Raw genomic sequence first — 21,302 nt, forward strand, 5'->3', positions numbered from 1 at the left:
AATTTGGCTGTTTATTTTATATTAAAACCAGCGCTCAGTTACAACTTTTTTACGTGTATAGAATTGAACGCCATCTGTACCATTTGTACCTAAATCACCAAAGAATGACGCTTTATTTCCTGCAAATGCGAAGAATGCCATTGGTGCTGGAACATTTACGTTTACACCGATCATACCAGCATCGATATTATCACGGAACGTTTGTGCATGTTTACCGTTTGACGTATAAATAACTGCACCATTTGCAAATTTAGATTGATTTGTTAGTTTAATACCTTCTTCTAAATCTTTAACTCGTACAATGCTTAATACTGGAGCAAAAATCTCATCTTGCCAAATTTTCATTTCTTGATTCACGCCATCAAAGATTGTCGCACCTACAAAGTAACCTTCTCCAACTTCTTCATTAATTTTACGGCCATCTACTAATAAAGTTGCCCCATCTGCTACACCGCTATTAATGTAGCCTAAAACGCGCTCTTTATGAGATTCACGGATTAATGGTCCAACATAGTTCTCTTCGTTAAAGCCATCGCCTACTTTTAATTTTTTCGTTTCTGCTACTAATACATCAATGAATTCATCAGCAATTTCATCCACTACTGCTACTACTGAGCATGCCATGCAGCGCTCTCCACTACTTGCAAATGCAGATCCAATTACACCTTGTACTGTTTTCTCAAGATTGCAATCTGGCATTACAATCGCATGGTTTTTCGCACCTGCTAACGCTTGTACACGTTTTCCGTGTTTCGTACCTGTTTCATATACGTAACGAGCTACCGGCTCAGAGCCAACGAACGAAACAGCCTGAATATCTTTATTTTCTAAAATGCTATTTACAACATCTTTTCCGCCTTGTACTAAATTTAATACGCCTTTTGGGAAACCTGCTTCATAGAATAATTCTACAAGTCGCTCCGCTAAAAGTGGCGTTCTTTCAGATGTTTTTAATACGAATGTATTACCGCAAGCAATTGCAAGTGGGAACATCCATAACGGAATCATCATCGGGAAGTTAAATGGCGTAATACCAGCAACAACTCCGATTGGGTAGCGCCAAATCGATCCATCAATTCCGCTAGCGATATTCGGAAGTGCTTGACCCATCATTAAATTTGGCGTAGATGTTGCAAGTTCTACCGCTTCAATACCACGCTGTACTTCACCTGTTGCATCCGTTAGCGTCTTACCATTTTCTAGCGTAATGATTTTTGCAAGCTCATCTTTATTTTCTTGTAATAGCTGTAAATATTTATATAAATTTCTTGAACGATTTGGAACTGGTACTTTAGACCATGTTTCGAATGCTGCTTTTGCCGCTTCAACAGCTTTTTCAACATCTTCTTTTGGAGATAGTGGAACGTAAGCGATAATTTTTCCAGTCGCTGGATTTGGAACTGCTTCTACTTCCGTACCTGTCGATTCAACCCACTCACCGTTAATGTGATTTTTTACTCGTTTAATTTCAGTTGTAATCATTGTATTCTCTCCTTTGTATAATTTATTTTTGATTAGAAATTAATTGCTCGCTAACTTTCTTATATAAAGCAGCCATATCGTTTTCACCATATCCAGCTTGACTCGCTTCGTCATATACGTTTAGTAACATTTCGCTTACCGGTAAATGGAGTTCGCTTTCCTTAGCTAAGTCAACTGCAAATCCTAAATCTTTCTTCAATAAGTTCACAGTAAATCCTGGCTCGTAGTTTTCAGGTGCTATAAAACTTTTATAATTACGTTCATAAATTCTACTTTGACCGTAACTTACATTTAAAATATCAAACATTTTATCTAAATCCATATTGTTCTTTTTCGCTAATGTTAAAGCTTCACTCACACCAGCTGTATAAAAACCAATTAATAAGTTATTAATTAACTTAACAGTTGTACCACTATCAATCTGCTCACTAACGTGGAAAATGTTCGCGCCTAGTACGCCCATGATAGATTCCGTTTTCTCATATACCTCTTTTGATCCACCAACCATAAACGTTAATGTTCGGTTTTCGGCTCCGATTACACCACCGCTCACAGGTGCTGCTAAAAAGTCTACTTTCTTTTCCTTTGCAGCTTCCTCTAATTGTTTGTTTAACTGCGGCGATACCGTACTTGTATCAATGAAAACTACATTCGAGTGACCATTTTCAAATAATCCTTCTGCTCCAAAATATACCGCTTCAACAGCGCGAGGTGAAGGTAAACTTGTAAAAACTACATCACATGTTTCTGCTAGTTTTGAGATTGATAGACCGATAATTCCGCCTTCTTTTTCAAAGGACGCTTCCGCCTCTTTATTTAAGTCCACGCCATATACTGTGTAACCTGATTTAACTAGATTTTTTGACATTGGAAGACCCATGTTACCTAAACCGATAAAACCAATCTTTTTCATATCGCTTTCCTCCTATTTACACAATATATTTCCCGCGATTTATAATAGCTTTCGCAATTTCTCTCTTCTTCGTAAATACGTTCGTGTATAAAGGCACTAATAATTGACGGATTTCAGCTAAAATCACATTTCTATCTTGTTCTTTTGTGACAGCTGCTGAAAGTACAGAAATCGCCGCTTCTTCTACTTTACGGTATCCTTCTTCACAAATAACATCCGTTATGAGTTGCTTCGTACGTTCTTTTTCCTCTCCATTTTTACGTACCGCTTTTCTCGTACGTAAAAACGCTGATTCCATGATGTACACGTCCGTCAACATATTTGATATTACACGTGAATATTCTTGTTCTTGGTCAATTTTTAGACCTGGAGTTTTAGAGAGCGTTTTCAAAGATTGTTTCAACAATTTTTTCGCTAATAAAATGTAACGATGGTTTCTTTCTACATTTGCTACATTACTTTCTACTTCAGTATCTTCTAATTGTTCGATTTGTTTCATTAACATTTTAGCAACTGTTAATCTATTAATTTCGTTCGTTCCTTCAAAAATACGACTAATTCTTGCATCACGATATAATCGTTCTACCTCATACTCTTGCATATAACCGTAACCACCATGAATTTGTACAGCTTCATCTACGATATAAGCAAGTGTTTCAGAAGCATTTACTTTATTCAGTGCACATTCAATTGCAAATTGAGACATTTTCTTCATAAGATCTTCATCGCTCTCATGAATTGCTTCATCGATTACACCTGCTGTACGATAAGCTGCACTTTCGACTCCATATGTAGCAATAATCATATTTGCAATTTTCTCTTGAATCATCGTAAAGTCTACTAATTCCGTTTGGAACTGTTTTCGCTCTTTTCCATATTGAACCGACAAACCAATTGCTTGTTTTGCTGTTCCAATATTCCCAAAAGCAAGTTTAAGTCTAGCAAAGTTAAGAATATTAAGGGCTACGTGATGCCCTTTCCCAACTTCCCCTAAAACATTTTCAGCAGGGATGACAACATCTTCTAAAATAAGAGTCGCTGTTGAAGAACCTTTAATCCCCATTTTCTTTTCTTCTAATCCAATAGATACACCTTCACATGTTCTTTCGACAATAAACGCTGTCATTCCTTTATTTGTCTTCGCAAAAACAACGTATACATCTGCCATATGAGCATTTGTAATCCATTGCTTCTCACCATTTAACTTCCAAGCTGTTCCCTCTTCATTCAATATGGCGCTTGTTTTTGCACTTAATGCATCCGAACCAGCATTTGGCTCAGTTAAAGCATAAGCCCCAATCCATTCTCCCGATGCGATTTTCGGTAAATATTTTTCTTTTTGCTCTTTCGTTCCATAATATATGTACGGCAATGTACCTACACCAGCGTGTATATTAAAAGAAACGCTAAACGCACCAGCGTAACCCATTTTCTCTGCTACAAGACCTGAGACAGCCTTTCCTAACTCGAACCCGCCATAATCTTCTGGTACCTCAATGCCTAATAATCCAAGTTCCCCAGCTTTCTCAAATAATTGACGAGAAACTTTATAGTTATGTTGTTCAATATTCTCCATTTGTGGAACAATTTCTTGTTTAACGAATTGTTCTGTCGTTTTTGCGATTAAATCTTCATCACCTGAAAAATCTTCTGGTGTAAAGTAAGTATGATTTATATCTTTATTAAGTGAAAAAAATTCATCCCATGGTAACTTCGTTTTCTCCATATGTATCCCCCTATCATTCGGCTTTCATAGCTTTTTGCTTATGCTCGTCTACGATGAGTGGAATATCTTTTTTGAAAATAGAAGGCGATGATTTTTCACATCAAGCATTTTATTTTGCCAAAGATGTATTTTCATCGCCTTCGCTGCTTTATCTATTGATCTTCTGATAATACTGTTTTTGCAATACCAGTATCTAACTCTTCAAAGTCATGATATGAAATTGTTTCGTATAATTCACTTCTCGTTTGCATATTAGAAAGTGCATCTTTTTGAGAACCTGTTTCTTTAATTAAAGCAAACACATTTTCATATGCTTTCGCTGCAACGCGAAGTGAAGTTACAGGATAAATAACCATTTGGAAGCCCATATTCGCAAATTCCTCTGCACTATAATATGGAGTTTTTCCGAATTCAGTCATATTCGCAAGCAAAGGTGCATTTACCTTACTATTAAATAGACGGAATTCTTCCTCTGATTGAAGCGCTTCGGGGAAAATTGCGTCTGCACCTGCTTTTACATATGCATTTGCTCTTTCAATTGCTTCATCTAATCCTTCAACGCCGCGAGCATCAGTACGTGCTACAATGTATAAGCTCGGTGCAACTTCTTTAATCGCTTTAATTTTTTGAACCAATTCTTCTGTAGTAACAAGTTTCTTACCATTTAAATGTCCACATTTTTTTGGTAATTGCTGATCTTCAATTTGGACAGCTGCTACTTTCGCTTCCACCATTTCTACAGCTGTTCTCGCCACATTTAGTACACCACCAAATCCTGTATCAATGTCAACAAGAACAGGTAAGTCTGTAGCTCTTACTAAATCTCTTGCTCTCTCAGCCACTTCAGTAGACGTCACGATACCTAAATCTGGTAAGCCTTTACTTGCAGTATAAGCAGCTCCTGATAAATAAAGAGCTGAAAAACCTGTATTTTTTGCAACAAGAGCTGCCATTGCATCATGAGCACCTGGAATTTGCAAAATTTCATTTGCTTCTACTAAAGCTCGGAATCGATTCGCAAGCTCCTCTTGTGTTGACTGCTTTTTCACAACCCAAGCCATTCTAAATTCCCCCTATTATTAAATTAAGAATAGATCTACAAATTCGTTTACATTCATATTTTCTAGTTTTTCTTCATTTAAACAAACTTCATGAATTTGTTCTTGTTGCTTACTAGAATAATGACCTGCCATATTTGCAGTGAATTTTTGAACAACTTTTGGAATTGCTTCGTCTCTACGGAAGCGGTGACCAAGTGGATATTCACATTCCACATTTTCTGTTACTGTGCCATCTTTAAAGTGAACTTGAACAGCGTTGGCGATTGAGCGCTTGTTCGGATCAAGGTAATCTAAACTGTACTGTTTGTTTTCAACAACAACCATCTTATTACGTAATTCATCTACACGTGGATCGTTTGCTACTGCATCTTCATAATCGTCTGCAACGATATCTCCTTTTAATAAACCAATTGCCGTAATGTATTGTAAACAATGATCACGATCAGCTGGGTTATTTAATGGACCTTCTTTATCAATAATACGAATTGCTGATTCATGAGTTGTAATTGTAATACGGTCAATTCCATCTAATCTCTCTTTAATTTCCGGATGCAACTTCACTGCACATTCTGCAGCCGTTTGTGCATGGAATTCTGCTGGATATGACACTTTAAATAATACATTTTCCATTACATATGACTCTAGTGGTCTTGCTAATTTTAATTCTTGTTTATTGAATAATACATCTTGGAATCCCCATCCTGGCGCAGATAATGCTGTTGGATAACCCATTTCACCTTTTAGAGCAGTCATTGCAAGATGAACACCGCGGCTCGTTGCGTCACCTGCAGCCCATGATTTACGTGAGCCCGTATTTGGAGCATGACGATATGTACGAAGACTAGAATTATCAATCCACGCATGTGATAATGCATTAAAGATTTCTTCACGTGTTCCGCCAAGCATTTTCGCAACTACTGCAGTTGTTGCTACTTTTACATATAATACATGGTCAAGACCAACTCTGTTTAAGCTGTTTTCTAAAGCAAGCACGCCTTGAATTTCATGTGCTTTAATCATCATTTCTAATACTTCACGTACTTTTAAAGCTTCTTTTCCTTCTGAAATACGAACACGGCTAATATAATCTGCAACTGCTAAAATTCCGCCTAGGTTATCAGATGGATGTCCCCACTCTGCTGCAAGCCAAGTATCGTTATAGTCTAACCAACGGATCATACATCCGATATTAAATGCACCTTTTACTGGATCTAGTACATAAGACGTACCTGGTACACGTGTACCATTTGGCACGATTGTTCCTGGCACAACTGGTCCTAGTAATTTCGTACATTCTGGATATTGCAGTGCTAAAATTCCACATCCAAGTGTATCAAGTAATACGTAACGAGCTGTACTGAATGCTTCTGCACTAGTAACCTCTTTATTTAATACATAATCGGTAATCTCTTCTAATAATGCATCTTTTTGCTTAATTTCATTTGTTTTAATCATGCTATTCTTCCCTTTCTGTCGAAAATTCGTTATTATTAATGATGGGTGTCGGTCAAACACCCATCTGGCGGGCGGCGCTAACAACTCCCCAGTTGTTCTTATTTACTAAGTACATGTCGCTCGCCAATATAATTTACACGAGGACGGAACAAACGATTATTTGCATGTTGCTCAATAACGTGCGCACATAACCCCACTGTTCTAGAGCTAAAGAAGATTGGTGTGTAAAGTTGAATTGGAATACCTAGCATCCAATATACTGGAGCTGCATAATAATCAAGATTTGGATAAATTCCTTTTTCTTTTTCCATAATCTTTTCTCCAGCTTCACACATTTCATATAGTGTATAATCACCTTTTACATCACATAACTGTTTTAAAGCTTCCTTCATCATAAGTGCTCTTGGATCCATCTTCTTCATATAAACACGGTGTCCAAAGCCCATAATTTTTTCTTTGTTATATAGTTTCTTCTGTAATAACTCTTCAAATTTCTCAACATTACCAGCTTCTAAAAGCATGTACATAACCGCTTCATTTGCACCGCCATGTAAACTTCCTTTTAAAGATGCAACTGCACCTGTTAGAGCACCGTATAAATCTGATTGTGTTGATGCAATAACGCGAGCTGTAAATGTAGAGTTTGGCATTTCATGCTCACTATATAAAACAAGGGAACGATCAAAGATCTTTTCCTCAAGTTCAGTTGGTTTTTTACCAGTTAACATATAGAAGAAATTCGCACTATAAGATAATTCTTTAAGAGGTTCAATTGGCTCCTCATTATTTAAAATATGATAGCTATTTGCTACAATGTTTGGCACTTTACTTAACAGCTTGTACCCTCGGCTTTTATTCACTTCTAACGAGCGGTTTTCGATATCATTATCGTAACCAGCTAACGCTGACACACCTGTACGTAATCCATCCATGGGATGCGTCTCTTTAGGCAATGCCTTTAGTACGTTGAATACACCTTCTGGTACTGCATATTCTTCTTTTAATTTCTTTTCAAGTGTTGCTTTTTCATCTTCATTCGGTAGATGTTCCTCCAATAAAAGGTGCACAATGTCTAAATACTCTTTTGTTTTTGAGAGTTCGATTAAGTCATACCCTTGAATTACAATTTCACCTTTTACTGTGTCAAGAAACGAGATTTTCGTCTCCGCTGCCACTATACCATCTAATCCCGGGGAAAATTTTTCTTCAGCTTTCATCATTATTTCCTCCAATCCTAATAGATCTTCGTGCACATAACTGTAAGCCTTTACAATATTGTGAAACTACATTTCTATTTCAATGTATCAGAGTTTTTAGAAGATTTCAATTTATTTTATAATGATAAGTTTCCTACACTTTTCTTACTGTAACAATACAATTTTTTGAAAATAATTCTTATATTTTATAAAGAAAGGATAGACTTCTTTGCGTATTTTCAAAAACAAAATATAAAGATTTTTCATATAACACCGCCAAATATACAATTATTCTAATTTTATTTGAGAAATAGAAAAAACGAGCTGTACATAAATACAGCTCGTTACTATATGATATTTATTTCACTATCTCTTAAATATAATTTTTATATAAAACTTATTCATTTTTAATAAAGTTATTATTTTACATAATTAAATTGAATTTCTTCCATTTCCTCATGATAACTTACAAATAAATCATAGTTTTGAAAATACCAAAGATCATCAGAATCTACAAAAAATATAATACCTTCCTTCTCAACTGACACTATTTCGCCATCGGGTTTCTCAGCAACAACCCCTAAAGAATATCCGGGCTGAATTGAACTATCCCCTCCGTACCTTACAGTAAAACGTACAGATTCACCGTGCTTTATACGTAATTCTTCCTGGAACCATTGCAGAGCTTTACGATCAATTGAAATTCTCATCTTTATTCCTCCAGTTTACGCAAACTCTTTTTTTCCTAATCGTTGTTTTACAAAGAAGACGAAAATAATTAAGGCTATCAATGCTGAAATTGCACTCCCTGAAAATAAAATACGATAACCAAACATTTGTGAAACAACTCCAAGTAAAATAGCACCTAACCCGATTCCTAAATCAAACGCTGTAAAAAATGAAGCATTTGCAACTCCTCTTTTACTCGGATCGACAATTGTAAGCATTGCCGCTTGCAAAGCTGGCTGCGCTGAACCAAATCCAATACCGTATAATGTTGCTGCGATAATTACACCTATCAAACCATTTGAGATAGTTAAAACAACTATAGCTAAAATAGTAATACATAATGCTGGAAGTATGATGAATACTTCTCCATACTTATCTAATAGTTTCCCTGAAATTGGTCTTACAATTGTTAATGCAATTGCATATACAAGAAAGAAAGTTCCCGGGTTTACATGAATTGATGATGCAAATAACGGTAAAAAGGTTGTTATTCCTCCATATGCAAACGATAAAAAGAATACTACAATCGTGATTGTTAATACGGATTTCTCAAATAGCTGAATTTTCCCTTTTTCTTTTTGTGGCGTAAATGGGATCTTCGTTATTAATGATAATACAACTGCCATAAAAGATAACAACGTCGCTAATAAAAATAGACCATCAAATGAATAATTTTGCACAACCCATAATCCAATCATAGGTCCAATCGCCATTGCAATTGTCATCGCCATCCCATACCACCCCATACCTTCACCGCGGCGTGAATCTGGAATAATATCCGTTATTGCTGTTCCAACAGCTGTTGTAGAAACAGCCCATGTTACTCCGTGAATAACACGTAAAACAGCTAAAAGGACAATAGTCGATGCTATATTATAGGAGTACATCGTTAAGCCAAAAAAGATGAGTCCGAAAATAATAAAGGATCTTCTACCATATTGATCTAACATTCCTCCAATAATCGGTCGTATTACAACAGCAGCTATTGTAAACATCCCCATCATAAGTCCAACTTGCGATTCATTGCCACCTATCTCTTTAATAAAGAGCGGGAGCGTTGGAACAAGTAAATAAAATCCTGTAAATAAAAATAACATTGCGAAAGTCATTTGAATAAATGATTTCGTCCATAATCGTTCCATAAAAATACCTCCATACACTCGTAAAATATTACGATTAACACCCTCATTGTATATTTTTTTTATCTCTTTTCCCTCCGCAAATAGACGTATCTTTTCATATTAAATAGTCCACCATCAGCTTACATTAGTCTTAAGACTTTGTACGCATGTTTTAAACGAAAGTCCTATATATGTACCTTTATACGTGTGAAAAGAATATACTAATTTATTAACTCAACTTAGGAGTGAATATTTCATGTGGGTATTATTAAGAGTAACTGCCGTAGTTCCTTCGACTCCTGGGATACATGTTCCTGCAGTTCATACAGCTAGCTCCGATGTAGGAATTGAACTTCCCGCAACTTGGCAGCAATATCAAATTCCCGGTCAAGTTACCCCATCATTTTGGCATCATGGTACACACCCCAGTAGTACTCCCATTCATAGCCATAGTTATCCTCCACTACCTCCGACTCAAGTCTTTTATCATTTCCCTTCAATTTTTTTCCAAAATTTTCATGGTACGTTTAACATTTAATAGCTATCACTGTATTACCCCTACATTTTAATAAGGCGAACCTTTAATCCAGTTTCAACATAACAAAGTCGAATTCCTTAAATAAGAAATTCAACTTTTTAATTGTTTTCCAAACTAAAGTAACCGTTAAAGAAAGACATTTATTAAAGATTTGAATATAATTTTTACTTATTTAATACTTTATATGATTCATCATAGTTAGTCCCTTTGCGGGATAACCAACACATACCATCATTTGCAAGTAGACTTTTCTCTCTTTACGTTAATTCACTCTTTTTCTTCTATCTAGCCCTTAACATTACATTTTCTGTAGCAAAATGTAAAAAGCACTTAAGATTGTAATTTTCACAAATCTTAAGTGCTTTTTAATATTTTTTATAAATTTTTCTTATTGTCCATTATTGGCAGGAACCTCTCCTGCATTTCCACCATTATTTGGTTGTACTGTTGCAGGTGGGGTTGGAGTTCCTTGACCTCCATTATTATTCGCTGGAGGTGTCGTTCCTTGACCTCCTCCGTTATTTGCTGGAGGTGTCGTTCCTTGGCCTCCTCCGTTATTCGCTGGAGGTGTCGTTCCTTGGCCTCCTCCGTTATTCGCTGGAGGTGTCGTTCCTTGGCCTCCTCCGTTATTTGCTGGAGGTGTCGTTCCTTGACCATTTCCGTTATTTTGTTCATTTTGTTTCTTTTCTTCTTCTTGTTTCTTTTGCTCTTCTAGTTTCTTTTGTTCTTCTTGCTTCTTAAGTTCCTCTTGTTTCTTTTGTTCTTCTTGTTTTTTCAGTTCTTCTTGTTTCTTTAATTCTTCTTGCTTTTTCTCTTCTTCAGTTTTTTGCTGTTGATCTTGTTTTGGTTGCTCCGTTGTATCCGGTACGCTAGTATTTGGCGATGAATCACGTTTTTCACCTTTTATACGTAGCTCACTACCTTCTTGAATAACACTACTTGGCATTTTAAAGCGTGATTTATCTGTAGCCATTTCGCTCATCATTTCTTTAAAGATCAACTGTGCAATTTTCGTATTTTTACTACTAATATACTCGTCTTTACCATCTTTCATATACCCAGTCCATACTGCCATCGTATATTGCGGTGTATATCCAGCAAACCAACTATCACGAGTTGCACTTTCTGGAATTTTATATTGAGCTAATTGCTTTGATGAATAGTTTGTCGTACCCGTTTTACCAGCTACATCTAAAGAGCCTACATTTGCCGATGTACCAGTACCCGATGTAACTACAGAACGAAGCATATCAGTAATCATGTATGCGGTAGAATCTGTCATAACTTGTTTTGGTTTTTGTCCAAAACTTTGTGACTTACCGTCTGGATAAACGACTTTCTTAACAAAATGCGGTTTCGTATATTTACCTTCATTGCCAAATGCCGCATAAGCACCCGCTATTTCAGTTGGCGATACTTCATTTGTACCAATCGCTGTCGATTCCGTCGGTGCTGTATTAAATGTAATACCTAGTTTCTCAGAGAATTCTTTTGATTTACTAATCCCTACTTCTTTTGCAGTTTTAATTGCAGGAATATTACGCGACATTTTTAATGCTTCACGCATCGTAATTGGACCCATATGACTTCTATCTGCATTTCGAACTTCTTGACCCGTTGAATACTTAAATGGAGAGTCATCGATTTGATGATACGTAGCCCATTTTAAATATTCAATTGCAGGAGCATAGTCGAAAATTGGCTTCATCGTTGAACCAGCTGCACGATCTAATTCAATTGCCATATTATGCCCTTTAAATACAGCTTTATTTTCTCCACGGCCACTACCTATAGCACGAACTTCTCCTGTTTTCGTATCCATAAATGTGAATGCACCTTGGAATTTATCGTTTGGATAATCAATGATATTATTATTTAAAATATTATCAGCAAGTTTCTGTGCTTTCGGATCTAACGTTGTATAAATTTCTAAACCGTCAGAACCAATATTAGCATCTGGCAATTCTTTTTCTACTTCTTTCACAACTGCATCCATAAATGCAGGGTATGGCATTGTTTGTAGTTGAGCTGCAGGCTTGAGTCCCTTTTCTACGTCAACTTTTATTGCTTCTTCCATTTCCTGTTTTGTTATATATCCATGTCGATTCATTAAGTTTAGAACAACATTTCTTCTTTCTGTTGCTTTTTGAACATTTTCTTTTTTCGTTGGATCATAGTTATTCGGTGCTTTCGGTAAACCTGCAAGCATCGCAACTTCTGGTAATGTTAAGTCCTTCAATTCTTTACCATAGTAGTTTTGTGCTGCTGTTGCGATACCATATGAACGATTACCTAAGTTAATTTTATTTAAGTACATCTCTAATATTTCATGTTTTGAATACTGTTGTTCTAGCTTATAAGCTAAATATATTTCTTGCGCCTTACGCTTTGGTGTTTTATCCATAGATAAGAAGTAGTTTTTAATAACTTGCTGCGTTATCGTACTTCCACCTTGAGAGCCATAATCTCCTTTAAGACTCACTAAAACAGCACGGGCAGTACCTTTAAAGTCTACTCCGCTATGCTCATAAAAACGTGAATCTTCTGTCGCTAAAAATGCATTTTCTACTAATTTAGGTATTTGATCATACGTAACATTCGTCCTTTTTTCTTTTCCATATTCATATACCAAATCCCCGTTTTTATCATAAATTTTTGAGGATAACGGATTAACAAGTTTTGCTTTTTCCAGTTTTGGTGCGTCCTTAATCATTACGAAAAAGGTAGCAACCCCCGCCACTAAACCTACAATACCAAGTAATAAACAAGTAATTAAAAACTTGCGGAAAAATGATGTTTTACCTTTTGGTTTTTGTGTTTTAGAAGCTGGCTGTTTTTTCTTTTTAACTTGTCGTCGCTCCTCGCGAGAACGATAATTTTCTGACATGTTACTTTCTCCTGCCTTTCAATTCTCCCGTTGATTTAATTAAAAATATTGAGGTCACTTTCGTAAATACGTTTAGGCAAGAAAGTGTACTGACCTGGAGCATTCAATATTTTCCTAATTCACAGATTACAAATTTTAGAATGGCTCTTATACATACTATTTTCACTTCTAATTTTCTAATAATGCTGCCCCTTTTAGCATAATAATGAAAGAAGTGAATTTTTATTACCTCGTATAAATAATATACCTTTTTTTCAAATGGTCAATATTTTCTTATTAATAAATCAAAGGTGAAATAAAAATAGCATATCGATATGAACTTCGTGTGAACTTACTTATAATTACGTATAACCAATATTAAATATATTGAATATAGGTATAATACCTCTTTAATTATAAAGATTTCAACACCACAATACCGTTACCTACAAAGAATTATTAAAAATGAAAAATAAGGAGTTGCATAATAATGAAGCTATCTCCGGTTACCTCAAAAAATATAGTTGCTGTTGGTTATAATCCTTTTTCTATGATTTTGCGAATCCAATTAAAGCATGGTATGTATGATTTCTTTAATGTACCAGAAAGCATTTATACCGGCCTATTACATGCACAATCTAAAAGTTATTATCATAATACTTACATTAAAAATTCTTTCCGCCACACAAAAATTTAAACTTAACACCCACTAAAAAAAGAAAGGAGGTTAATCCTCCTTTCTTTTAAAAACATTTGGCAGATGAATTATCTTCGATTTCTCTTATTAATTTCATCATATGCTTGAATTTGTTTTTTCAAACGCTGATCAGCTTTTTTATCATGCACTACAAGAATTGCGTGTATAACTCCTGGAACCCAAAATATTAATGTTAATATGAAATTTATGATTGCCTGAATTGGTTTTCCACAAAATAATACAGCAACAGGTGGAAGAAAAATTGCTAATAAATACATCATCCCTTGAAAACTCCTTATTTTGTATTTTATATATCACTTTTCAAAATATACGCAAAAAAACCTACTACCATTTTAATCTTAACCTGCCTCTAAAATCAATGTATCTCCTTCTATTTATATAAGTATTTCAGACTTTTCATTGTTTTCTAGCCTATTTTCTTCCTCTATTGCAGTTATTCCAATTGCGGAAATTAACGTTCCTATCGCTTGTATCCAAATACCAATGAGTGCAATGATTCTCTCATCCTTCTTATCAAAAATACTATCTTTATTTTCTTTCTCATCTTTCAATACATTTAAAACACCTTGATACGCTTGTAATCCAGCTCCTAAACTTTGCATGGAGTTACCCAGTATAATAATTTTCTGTAATACATTTATATCCACCAAAGCTGCTTCTACTCCTAAAAAAGCACCAATCGATTGTAAACTGTTCCCTGTAATGATAAGATAATCATTTTCTTTCAATTGTTCATTTATATTAAAATATATTCCTATTACATTTGATATATTTCCTAATGCTAATAACTCAATTCCTATTTGATCAAGTAATTTACTTTGATTCTCTCTTTTTTCTTCCCCATCATCATAATTGCTCGCAATGATTTGTAATATATACCCGAGGGCTTGTAATGAGCTTCCTACAATAACAAGTTCCGATTCAACTTTCTCTTCTCCAATAAATCCTCTTGTCGTTCCAATAGCAGCTGTAAGATTCCCCCCTACTTGAAACCATGCCCCTGTCACTTTTAAACTGCTTGGATTCATTTTTATCACCTATTCAAATATTTTCTAAAGCTTTCAAAACAAACAAATCTCACCCTTAATCTTTTATTTTATTTTTCAGATGTAATTTTGTGAATGATATAATGTGTTTTTTATACGCATGCTGGGCATGTCAATGAATCTCCATTTTTATCTATTGTTATATTCAATATATATTCAATCGCTTTATGTGACCAAGTTTCAGGTGTAGGCGATTCATATATATATTGTGGCGCACATGACTTCAGCATTGGAGTACTAATACTCCCTCCAGGATCTAAAGCAACTACAGCCATGCCATGGGGTAATTCCAGGGCCATAGATTTAGTGATACCTTCAATTGCAAATTTCGAGGCACAATATGGCGCAAGCTCAGCTTCACCTTCTCTCCCCCAACTAGAACTCATATTAATGATAATTCCTTCTTTCCTAGCTACCATTGCGGGAACAAACGCTCTTATTACATTTACTACACCATTCACGTTTACATTCATTACATTTTCGAATTCTTGAGCCGTAATTTTCCAAAGTTGTGCATTTTGATTTACAATCGATGCATTATTTATTATCAGATCGGGAGCCATATGTCTATTAAGTATATAATTTGCCCAATCGTTAACTTGCTGAGAATCTGAAACATCAATTACTTGGAAATCATGTATTTTACTGTACTGTTTTTTTAGTTCTTCAATTTTATTTTTTGAACGTCCACAACCATATATGTTCCACCCTAATTCATGAAATCGATCAACCATCGCACGTCCTAACCCTTGTGTCACGCCTGTAATAATTACAGATTTACTAATTTCTTTTCGCTTCATTTCTCTCATCCTCCTTCCCTATATCTTACTCTCTTCATTTTTATTCAGCGATTTACTATAGTATCAACTCAACTCATACTTTAGTAATGGTTTTGATATTGCATACATAAGCAAAAAAAGTAACCATCATGGTTACTTTTTGCTATATATCTAAAAATTCATTGTTTATTTCATTATTGTTTTTACATTTCAACTTCTCTTTTCCACATTTCTCACACTGGTAAATATAAACTACACCTAATATACCTTTTTTAAAATCCTCATTATCCTGCATCTTAATAAAAATATATTTATGTTTACAATGCGATTCACCCAAATAATTTTTAAACCACTTTTTCAACACAACACATTCCACCTTTATGATAGAACCTTTATTTAGCTGCTTTATTACATACTTTTATTTAAATGTTCAATCTCATCTTGCAATTTTTTAAATTGCTCAAAATGCATGGTAATAGATTGGCTACTACCATAATCAACATTTTGTTTCACTAATATAACACCCGTGTCATGAAAAAGCGCTTCAAGTTCTTTCCTAATAGACACTTTCGCAATATGAGCTGTTTTAATTGCAGATAAAATTGCAATTTCATTAAACTTTAATTTTATTTCATTTGGACAAAATGCGTCTTCAACTAATATAACTTCATTACTATAAATTAATGCAACAAGATTACTTGATTTGGCATCTGTTAAATCAACTTTTTTCATAATATCTTTCATTACATTTTGCCTCCTTTATTTTCATATATATCAATTATACAAATTTTTTTAAAAAATTACTCAACTTTATTATATTAATTTTAACACACTTTTATTGAAATCCACGCTCCAAACGTTTTACTATTCCACAATTTTTATTGTATGAACCATCTGGACTATAACTCCATATAGTAATGTTAACAACTTATTATAAAGCAGGTGAAAATTATGCCATCAGTTGTAGGAAATTTAGTTGTACAAAATAGCAATGGATCATTTAACTTAGGTGATTTCTACAACGTATCTCCGAAAGAAAATACGAAAGCTTATAATGGTTCCGGCGCATCAAACGTTGGTTTTGTTGTTAATACTTTTAGCGGTGTTAGCGCGACCAATACATTTGATTCTGACCTTGCAGATCAAAACCAAGTGGGTACAGCCTAATCTTATGTTCAACTTTCTGTATAGAAAATTTTAATTTGTCTATACTATAATCAGGCTGTTTGACAGCTCTTGTTGATTTTGGAGTACCCTATCTTTTTCTCCCTTTCCCTGGGGCTCAGCAGCTAGCACGAAGCTAGCTGCTTTTTCATGTATTATTTGTCTCATAAATCAGAAATAAAAGAAGCTGCCATTTAATATTCAGCTTCTTTTACGTTATTTCAATAATATCCATAGCGTTAAATACGTAAGTTTTATAAAAGGCGTCTGTACAAATTACAATTTGTTTTACCGGATTGATATGTACAACAGTCATGTAGCTTGTTAGTATGTAACCATCTTCAAAATATGTTACCAATATTTCTTTCTCAGACAATAATGACGTTAATAATTTATCAGAAATTCTCTCTTTTGCTTCATTTGTTAAAAGCGGTTTTTGTACTTTTAATTTCTCTCCAATAATCTTTCTCATATTTAAAAGTTGTTCGGACATTACTGTAAACGGAACCCACTCTCTTTCTTCTTTTTGTATCTTTACATCGTTCATTTTTTATCTCCTTGATCATTTATACATTTATTTAGCCATACTATCCCTTAGTTATTTTTAATACTCACTAAACTCGGATTTACTTCTAAACTATAATTAGGTTACTTCTTAAAAGAACATTCGTTCCTATTATACACGAACTTACGTTCTTTTGAGAAGAGCCATACTTATTATTTCTTAACAAAAAACATAATTTTATTTATCTCCATACTTTTTTCCTTTATCAAATAAACTTCTCATTTCTTATATAACATGCATATAACAACTAAAAGGCGACTTCACCCAAAGTGAAATCGCCTTTTTCTAAAAAATATTTCAAAGCTTATTTTTCTATCCTAACTAATGTTCTTTCTGGAATACATAATTCATCTATATTAAAATGATTTATTTTTAAGTTCAATTCCCCTACTCGTTCCTTATCTTCATCACCAACCCAACAACTAAATAATTCGAAATAGTCTCTATCTTCCAAATAACCTTCCATAAAGTTAAAAGTTTTTCTTTCGCTTCTTTTTTTCCTTTACATTTTGCCACTCGACAAGTTCAATTCCCCAACTAGTTGAAACCTCATATGTGTAATTTGTTTGGAATTGATAATCTTGTACAATTTCAAGCATACTTTCATCTGAAAAACACGGTCCAAAAACAATTAGATTATTAGAATCCGGATCCGTTAACGGAATTTCTACATTACAGCCTATGTAACTTGCTAAACTCATTTTATACTCCTCCAGTATTCGTATAAAAAATACTTCATAGTATATTTATTTACTTAAATATAAAATCCCTGCCTAAACGAAAAAGTTTTAAATTTTTATCGTTTATTAACCATCTATAACTGAAAACATATACTATGATGAACGAACTCACAAAGCATAAGAAAAGAGAGCATTTACAACACTCTCTTTTCTTACATACTCCATGGAACTTTACAAAACTGAATCAATGATTTTTATTATTATATTTTATTACATATACTTAGGTTGTACTATTATATGTAACTCTCTCTCTGTATCCGCTTTTTTCGGATGACGAAAATAATTAAGTTCGTACTTTAACACTTTATACTCAACCATCCCGATTTTAATCCCTTTCGTTTCTTTTAATATAGCTAATAAATCACTTACATTTTCATCATATGACTCAAAAATTTTCGCGCCGCCCTCTCCTTGAAAGATTACTTTCATATATTCTCCACCACCTTAATTTATTGATGTGGTAAATGACGCGTTTAAAACGATTCATTCTTTATCCTAAAATTTTCATATAAAAAAGAACATCCTTTCCAATCGAATGCTCAGCTTTTTACTAATTATCCATGTTAAATATTTATTCAAAGACATTATATGTATTATTTTTTAAATTATGTTCGATATCCATTATTAAAGAGTAAATATATGTAATAAACTTGCATAATGAAAACCGTAGAATATCCACTTTCGTTGAAATAATTATAATCCATAATTTTCCATTGTAATTCTTAATATTTAAATGTAATATTGTATTGTCTTACTATCTATTTATAACTCACACACTAATTAGAAAAGGGAACTCTATATGAGTTCCCTTTTCTAATTATGATTACAGTCATTATTTCTTTTCTAGAAATTTAAATGTATCTTTAAATTCTTTATTATTCACTTTAATATCAGCATCTTTCAATAAATCATTGACTACTTGTTGTTTCCATTTACCTGTCGTATCTTGTAGTCTTTGTTGTTCTATATCTTTACGAATTTTATCCTTTACTTCATCAAATGGCTTCAATTCTTTTTTATCCGTCACTTTAATAATATGGTAACCGTAAGTTGTTTTAACCGGCTCACTTACTTGGCCTGCATCTAATTTATACGCAGCTTCCTCAAATTCTTTCACTGTTTGTCCAGGGGCAAAACCAGATATTTCCCCGCCCTGTTCCTTTGAACCAGTATCTTCTGAATACTGTTTTGCTAAGGCAGCAAAATCTTCACCATTATTTACTTTCTCCTTTATTTCTTTAGCCGTTTTTTCATCTTTCACTAAAATGTGACTTACTTTCATTTCTGGTTTATAGTTATCTTTCACATCTTTATCTGTAACTGTTGCTTTAATTGCTTTCTCAAATGCAATTTCTGGCTTCATTTTTTCTTTTAATTCATCTTCATTTTTCAACCCAAGTTGTTCTAAAGTCGATTTAAAGTTTTCACCCATTTTATCTTTTGCTTCTTCTACTTTCTTTTTTGCTTCCTCATCTGAAACTTTATATTTATCTAGCAATGCCTTACTTAACATCATTTGATATAAAGTACTTTCTCCATATTGTTGTCGTAATTCTTTACTTAATTCTTTCTCTGTAACATTTCCTACTTTTGATGTTACTACGTTGTCTGAGGAACCACATGCAGATAATGCTAGCATCATGCATGAAATAATTGTTCCAATAAATATTTTCTTCTTTTTCAATTCAAATACCTCACTTTTATCATTATGCAAATTAACTATACACAGTCATTGTGAAAACAGTGTGTTTTCTACATGTAATTCATTTCATATGAGTTGACTATGTATCATGTATTTTCATTTTTAAATATAAAGAGCCTTCTTACTATGCATAGTAAGAAGGCTCTTTATATAATTCTCAAAAAAATATAGCTTCTATAGTTGCTTAATAATTACATGTTTTTCAGGTATCCAACTATTCTGTCCGATATCTACCGCATTTCCCACTCTACCCCACACTCGAAAAGATGTCGATCCATCTATGTTTCCTTTATAATTCATACATTCAGGCTCTTCATAATAATTTACTCCGTAACCGACAGGATATTTTGAAGTTGCATAAAACCATTTCACATTAAAATGGTTTAAATATACCCACTGCTTATCGTTCCCTAAACAAATCATATCTTGCTCACCGCCTCCCCAATAACCTGCTAAGATTAAATATGGAATTTTTTGAGTGAGTGTACCTGTAAATTGAGGATTCATGGGGTTTTCATATAAATTTATTCCATATCCATCAGGATATTTCGAAACTGCAATACCAATGCCATTCGGTTGCTGTGTATACACTATGTTAGATTGATTTGCTTTGTTCGAATTTATAAACCAAGAAAGTGACTTATTTCCTACTAATCGATTCAGATCACATTTCCCAATCCCAGGAACATTCCCTGAATCCGTATATTGCCACATATCGCATGGATATGCTGGCTTATTCCCTCCATAACGAGGGATCCATACGAAATCAACTTCAATATTACGTGCTCCAAATGATAGATACGTGTGATGCCCTACATATAATCCTACTTTTCCCGCACCTAAACGGCGTAATTCATCAATAAATGCCTGTGTCCCACCTTGCATATCTACCATCGTTTGAACTTCTACGTCCGCTACCCAAAACTTAGCAGATTGATCACCACGATTCCAAAAATCTTGTGCCTCTTTCTTTGCATCAGCAATAGATATAAAACGGCAAAAAGCATAATTACCGAATGGGATACTATGCTTTTTCATTTCACTAACATAATTTTGATACATAAAATCCACCGTATTAGAGCCATCTTGAACTCTAGCAATCACTAAATCTAGCTGAGATGCTGCAATATCCCAATTGATAGTTCCATTCCATTTTGAAATGTCTACAATATACCCCATACATTCCAACTCCTTTTGAATGTCCTATTCATAGCTAGTTTTATTGTAAGCCTCAGCTCTCTAAAACTAGCTATCTATAATATAAGTAAAAAGAATCTTTACTGTTTTTCAAAATATATTCTCTTTCAGAAATATTTCTATTAGCTTTAACATGTATGTCACAAAAAATATTCTCATATTCGAAATATACCTTACTATTTGTTATGTAGTCTCATCCTATCAATTTAGGTATTGAACATTTTTATAGATATTAGAAAAAATCCTCTTATATTATTAACTTAAAACTTCCAGTATCAATTCCCTTTCAGTTAATAAAAATCAC

General features: G+C 34.0%; 22 protein-coding genes. 3 read left to right on the forward strand and 19 right to left on the reverse strand.

Annotated features, from left to right (window positions below; translation table 11 throughout):
- Positions 1–21: 21 nt before the first annotated feature.
- From ACK1U5_RS07080 to ACK1U5_RS07115, 8 genes are all read right to left on the reverse strand, one after another.
- Entirely contained in the window at positions 22–1,482 is a 1,461-nt protein-coding gene (locus ACK1U5_RS07080; protein WP_000633347.1) for a CoA-acylating methylmalonate-semialdehyde dehydrogenase, read from the reverse strand.
- Between the two features lie 22 nt (positions 1,483–1,504).
- Positions 1,505–2,395 carry an NAD(P)-dependent oxidoreductase gene (locus ACK1U5_RS07085; RefSeq protein WP_000719411.1) on the reverse strand — a complete coding sequence of 297 codons (891 nt, stop codon included), beginning with the start codon at positions 2,393–2,395 and terminating at the stop codon, positions 1,505–1,507.
- 16 nt (positions 2,396–2,411) lie between these two features.
- Complete coding sequence (locus ACK1U5_RS07090; protein ID WP_069604850.1) at positions 2,412–4,121, reverse strand: acyl-CoA dehydrogenase family protein; 1,710 nt, start codon at positions 4,119–4,121, stop codon at positions 2,412–2,414.
- Between the two features lie 152 nt (positions 4,122–4,273).
- Positions 4,274–5,182, reverse strand: coding sequence for a methylisocitrate lyase (prpB, locus tag ACK1U5_RS07095; RefSeq protein ID WP_000312639.1), 909 nt, complete (start codon positions 5,180–5,182; stop codon positions 4,274–4,276).
- 18 nt (positions 5,183–5,200) lie between these two features.
- Positions 5,201–6,637, reverse strand: a complete 1,437-nt coding sequence (gene prpD / locus ACK1U5_RS07100) for a 2-methylcitrate dehydratase (RefSeq protein ID WP_030025555.1) — start codon at positions 6,635–6,637, stop codon at positions 5,201–5,203.
- A 98-nt stretch (positions 6,638–6,735) separates the two neighbouring features.
- Positions 6,736–7,857, reverse strand: a complete 1,122-nt coding sequence (gene mmgD, locus ACK1U5_RS07105) for a citrate synthase (protein ID WP_001987369.1) — start codon at positions 7,855–7,857, stop codon at positions 6,736–6,738.
- A 395-nt stretch (positions 7,858–8,252) separates the two neighbouring features.
- On the reverse strand, positions 8,253–8,543 hold the full coding sequence (locus ACK1U5_RS07110; RefSeq protein ID WP_001222842.1) for a HesB/YadR/YfhF family protein: 291 nt from the start codon (positions 8,541–8,543) through the stop codon (positions 8,253–8,255).
- A gap of 15 nt (positions 8,544–8,558) precedes the next feature.
- On the reverse strand, positions 8,559–9,704 hold the full coding sequence (locus ACK1U5_RS07115; protein WP_000440662.1) for an MFS transporter: 1,146 nt from the start codon (positions 9,702–9,704) through the stop codon (positions 8,559–8,561).
- A 235-nt stretch (positions 9,705–9,939) separates the two neighbouring features.
- On the opposite strand from ACK1U5_RS07115, the gene ACK1U5_RS07120 reads away from it, so the two are divergent.
- The gene (locus tag ACK1U5_RS07120) at positions 9,940–10,221 is read left to right on the forward strand and encodes a hypothetical protein (RefSeq protein WP_000270088.1); all 282 of its coding nucleotides are present in this window, start codon (positions 9,940–9,942) and stop codon (positions 10,219–10,221) included.
- A 388-nt stretch (positions 10,222–10,609) separates the two neighbouring features.
- On the opposite strand, the gene ACK1U5_RS07125 is transcribed toward ACK1U5_RS07120, so the two are convergent.
- Complete coding sequence (locus tag ACK1U5_RS07125; RefSeq protein ID WP_001293942.1) at positions 10,610–13,108, reverse strand: transglycosylase domain-containing protein; 2,499 nt, start codon at positions 13,106–13,108, stop codon at positions 10,610–10,612.
- A gap of 469 nt (positions 13,109–13,577) precedes the next feature.
- Here ACK1U5_RS07125 and ACK1U5_RS07130 point away from each other — a divergent pair, with 469 nt between their 5' ends.
- The gene (locus ACK1U5_RS07130; RefSeq protein WP_000777843.1) at positions 13,578–13,784 is read left to right on the forward strand and encodes a KTSC domain-containing protein; all 207 of its coding nucleotides are present in this window, start codon (positions 13,578–13,580) and stop codon (positions 13,782–13,784) included.
- Positions 13,785–13,852: 68 nt separating this feature from the next.
- Here the strand turns inward: ACK1U5_RS07130 and ACK1U5_RS07135 are convergent, their stop codons facing one another.
- The 5 genes from ACK1U5_RS07135 to ACK1U5_RS07155 form a co-directional block, all read right to left on the reverse strand.
- Positions 13,853–14,065: a YqaE/Pmp3 family membrane protein gene (locus tag ACK1U5_RS07135; RefSeq protein WP_000990218.1), complete on the reverse strand. Its 213-nt coding sequence runs from the start codon at positions 14,063–14,065 to the stop codon at positions 13,853–13,855.
- A gap of 114 nt (positions 14,066–14,179) precedes the next feature.
- On the reverse strand, positions 14,180–14,833 hold the full coding sequence (locus tag ACK1U5_RS07140) for a DUF6944 family repetitive protein (RefSeq protein WP_001070041.1): 654 nt from the start codon (positions 14,831–14,833) through the stop codon (positions 14,180–14,182).
- Positions 14,834–14,943: 110 nt separating this feature from the next.
- Complete coding sequence (locus ACK1U5_RS07145; protein ID WP_000823069.1) at positions 14,944–15,651, reverse strand: SDR family oxidoreductase; 708 nt, start codon at positions 15,649–15,651, stop codon at positions 14,944–14,946.
- Positions 15,652–15,793: 142 nt separating this feature from the next.
- Positions 15,794–15,994 carry a hypothetical protein gene (locus ACK1U5_RS07150; protein WP_000915140.1) on the reverse strand — a complete coding sequence of 67 codons (201 nt, stop codon included), beginning with the start codon at positions 15,992–15,994 and terminating at the stop codon, positions 15,794–15,796.
- 44 nt (positions 15,995–16,038) lie between these two features.
- Positions 16,039–16,374: a hypothetical protein gene (locus tag ACK1U5_RS07155; RefSeq protein WP_000651907.1), complete on the reverse strand. Its 336-nt coding sequence runs from the start codon at positions 16,372–16,374 to the stop codon at positions 16,039–16,041.
- A 207-nt stretch (positions 16,375–16,581) separates the two neighbouring features.
- Here ACK1U5_RS07155 and gerPF point away from each other — a divergent pair, with 207 nt between their 5' ends.
- Positions 16,582–16,797 (forward strand): spore germination protein GerPF, encoded by a 216-nt coding sequence (gerPF, locus tag ACK1U5_RS07160; RefSeq protein ID WP_001141569.1) that lies wholly within the window; start codon positions 16,582–16,584, stop codon positions 16,795–16,797.
- A 208-nt stretch (positions 16,798–17,005) separates the two neighbouring features.
- On the opposite strand, the gene ACK1U5_RS07165 is transcribed toward gerPF, so the two are convergent.
- From ACK1U5_RS07165 to ACK1U5_RS07185, 5 genes are all read right to left on the reverse strand, one after another.
- On the reverse strand, positions 17,006–17,341 hold the full coding sequence (locus ACK1U5_RS07165) for a YolD-like family protein (protein WP_001999741.1): 336 nt from the start codon (positions 17,339–17,341) through the stop codon (positions 17,006–17,008).
- Between the two features lie 488 nt (positions 17,342–17,829).
- Positions 17,830–18,060 (reverse strand): hypothetical protein, encoded by a 231-nt coding sequence (locus ACK1U5_RS07170; RefSeq protein ID WP_000050517.1) that lies wholly within the window; start codon positions 18,058–18,060, stop codon positions 17,830–17,832.
- 249 nt (positions 18,061–18,309) lie between these two features.
- Positions 18,310–18,528 (reverse strand): hypothetical protein, encoded by a 219-nt coding sequence (locus ACK1U5_RS07175; protein ID WP_000864279.1) that lies wholly within the window; start codon positions 18,526–18,528, stop codon positions 18,310–18,312.
- Between the two features lie 403 nt (positions 18,529–18,931).
- Positions 18,932–19,783, reverse strand: coding sequence for a peptidylprolyl isomerase PrsA (locus ACK1U5_RS07180; protein WP_000727342.1), 852 nt, complete (start codon positions 19,781–19,783; stop codon positions 18,932–18,934).
- Between the two features lie 192 nt (positions 19,784–19,975).
- Positions 19,976–20,980: a glycoside hydrolase family 25 protein gene (locus tag ACK1U5_RS07185; protein ID WP_061139330.1), complete on the reverse strand. Its 1,005-nt coding sequence runs from the start codon at positions 20,978–20,980 to the stop codon at positions 19,976–19,978.
- Positions 20,981–21,302 lie beyond the last annotated feature (322 nt).

The organism is Bacillus sp. XB1, assembly GCF_053557995.1.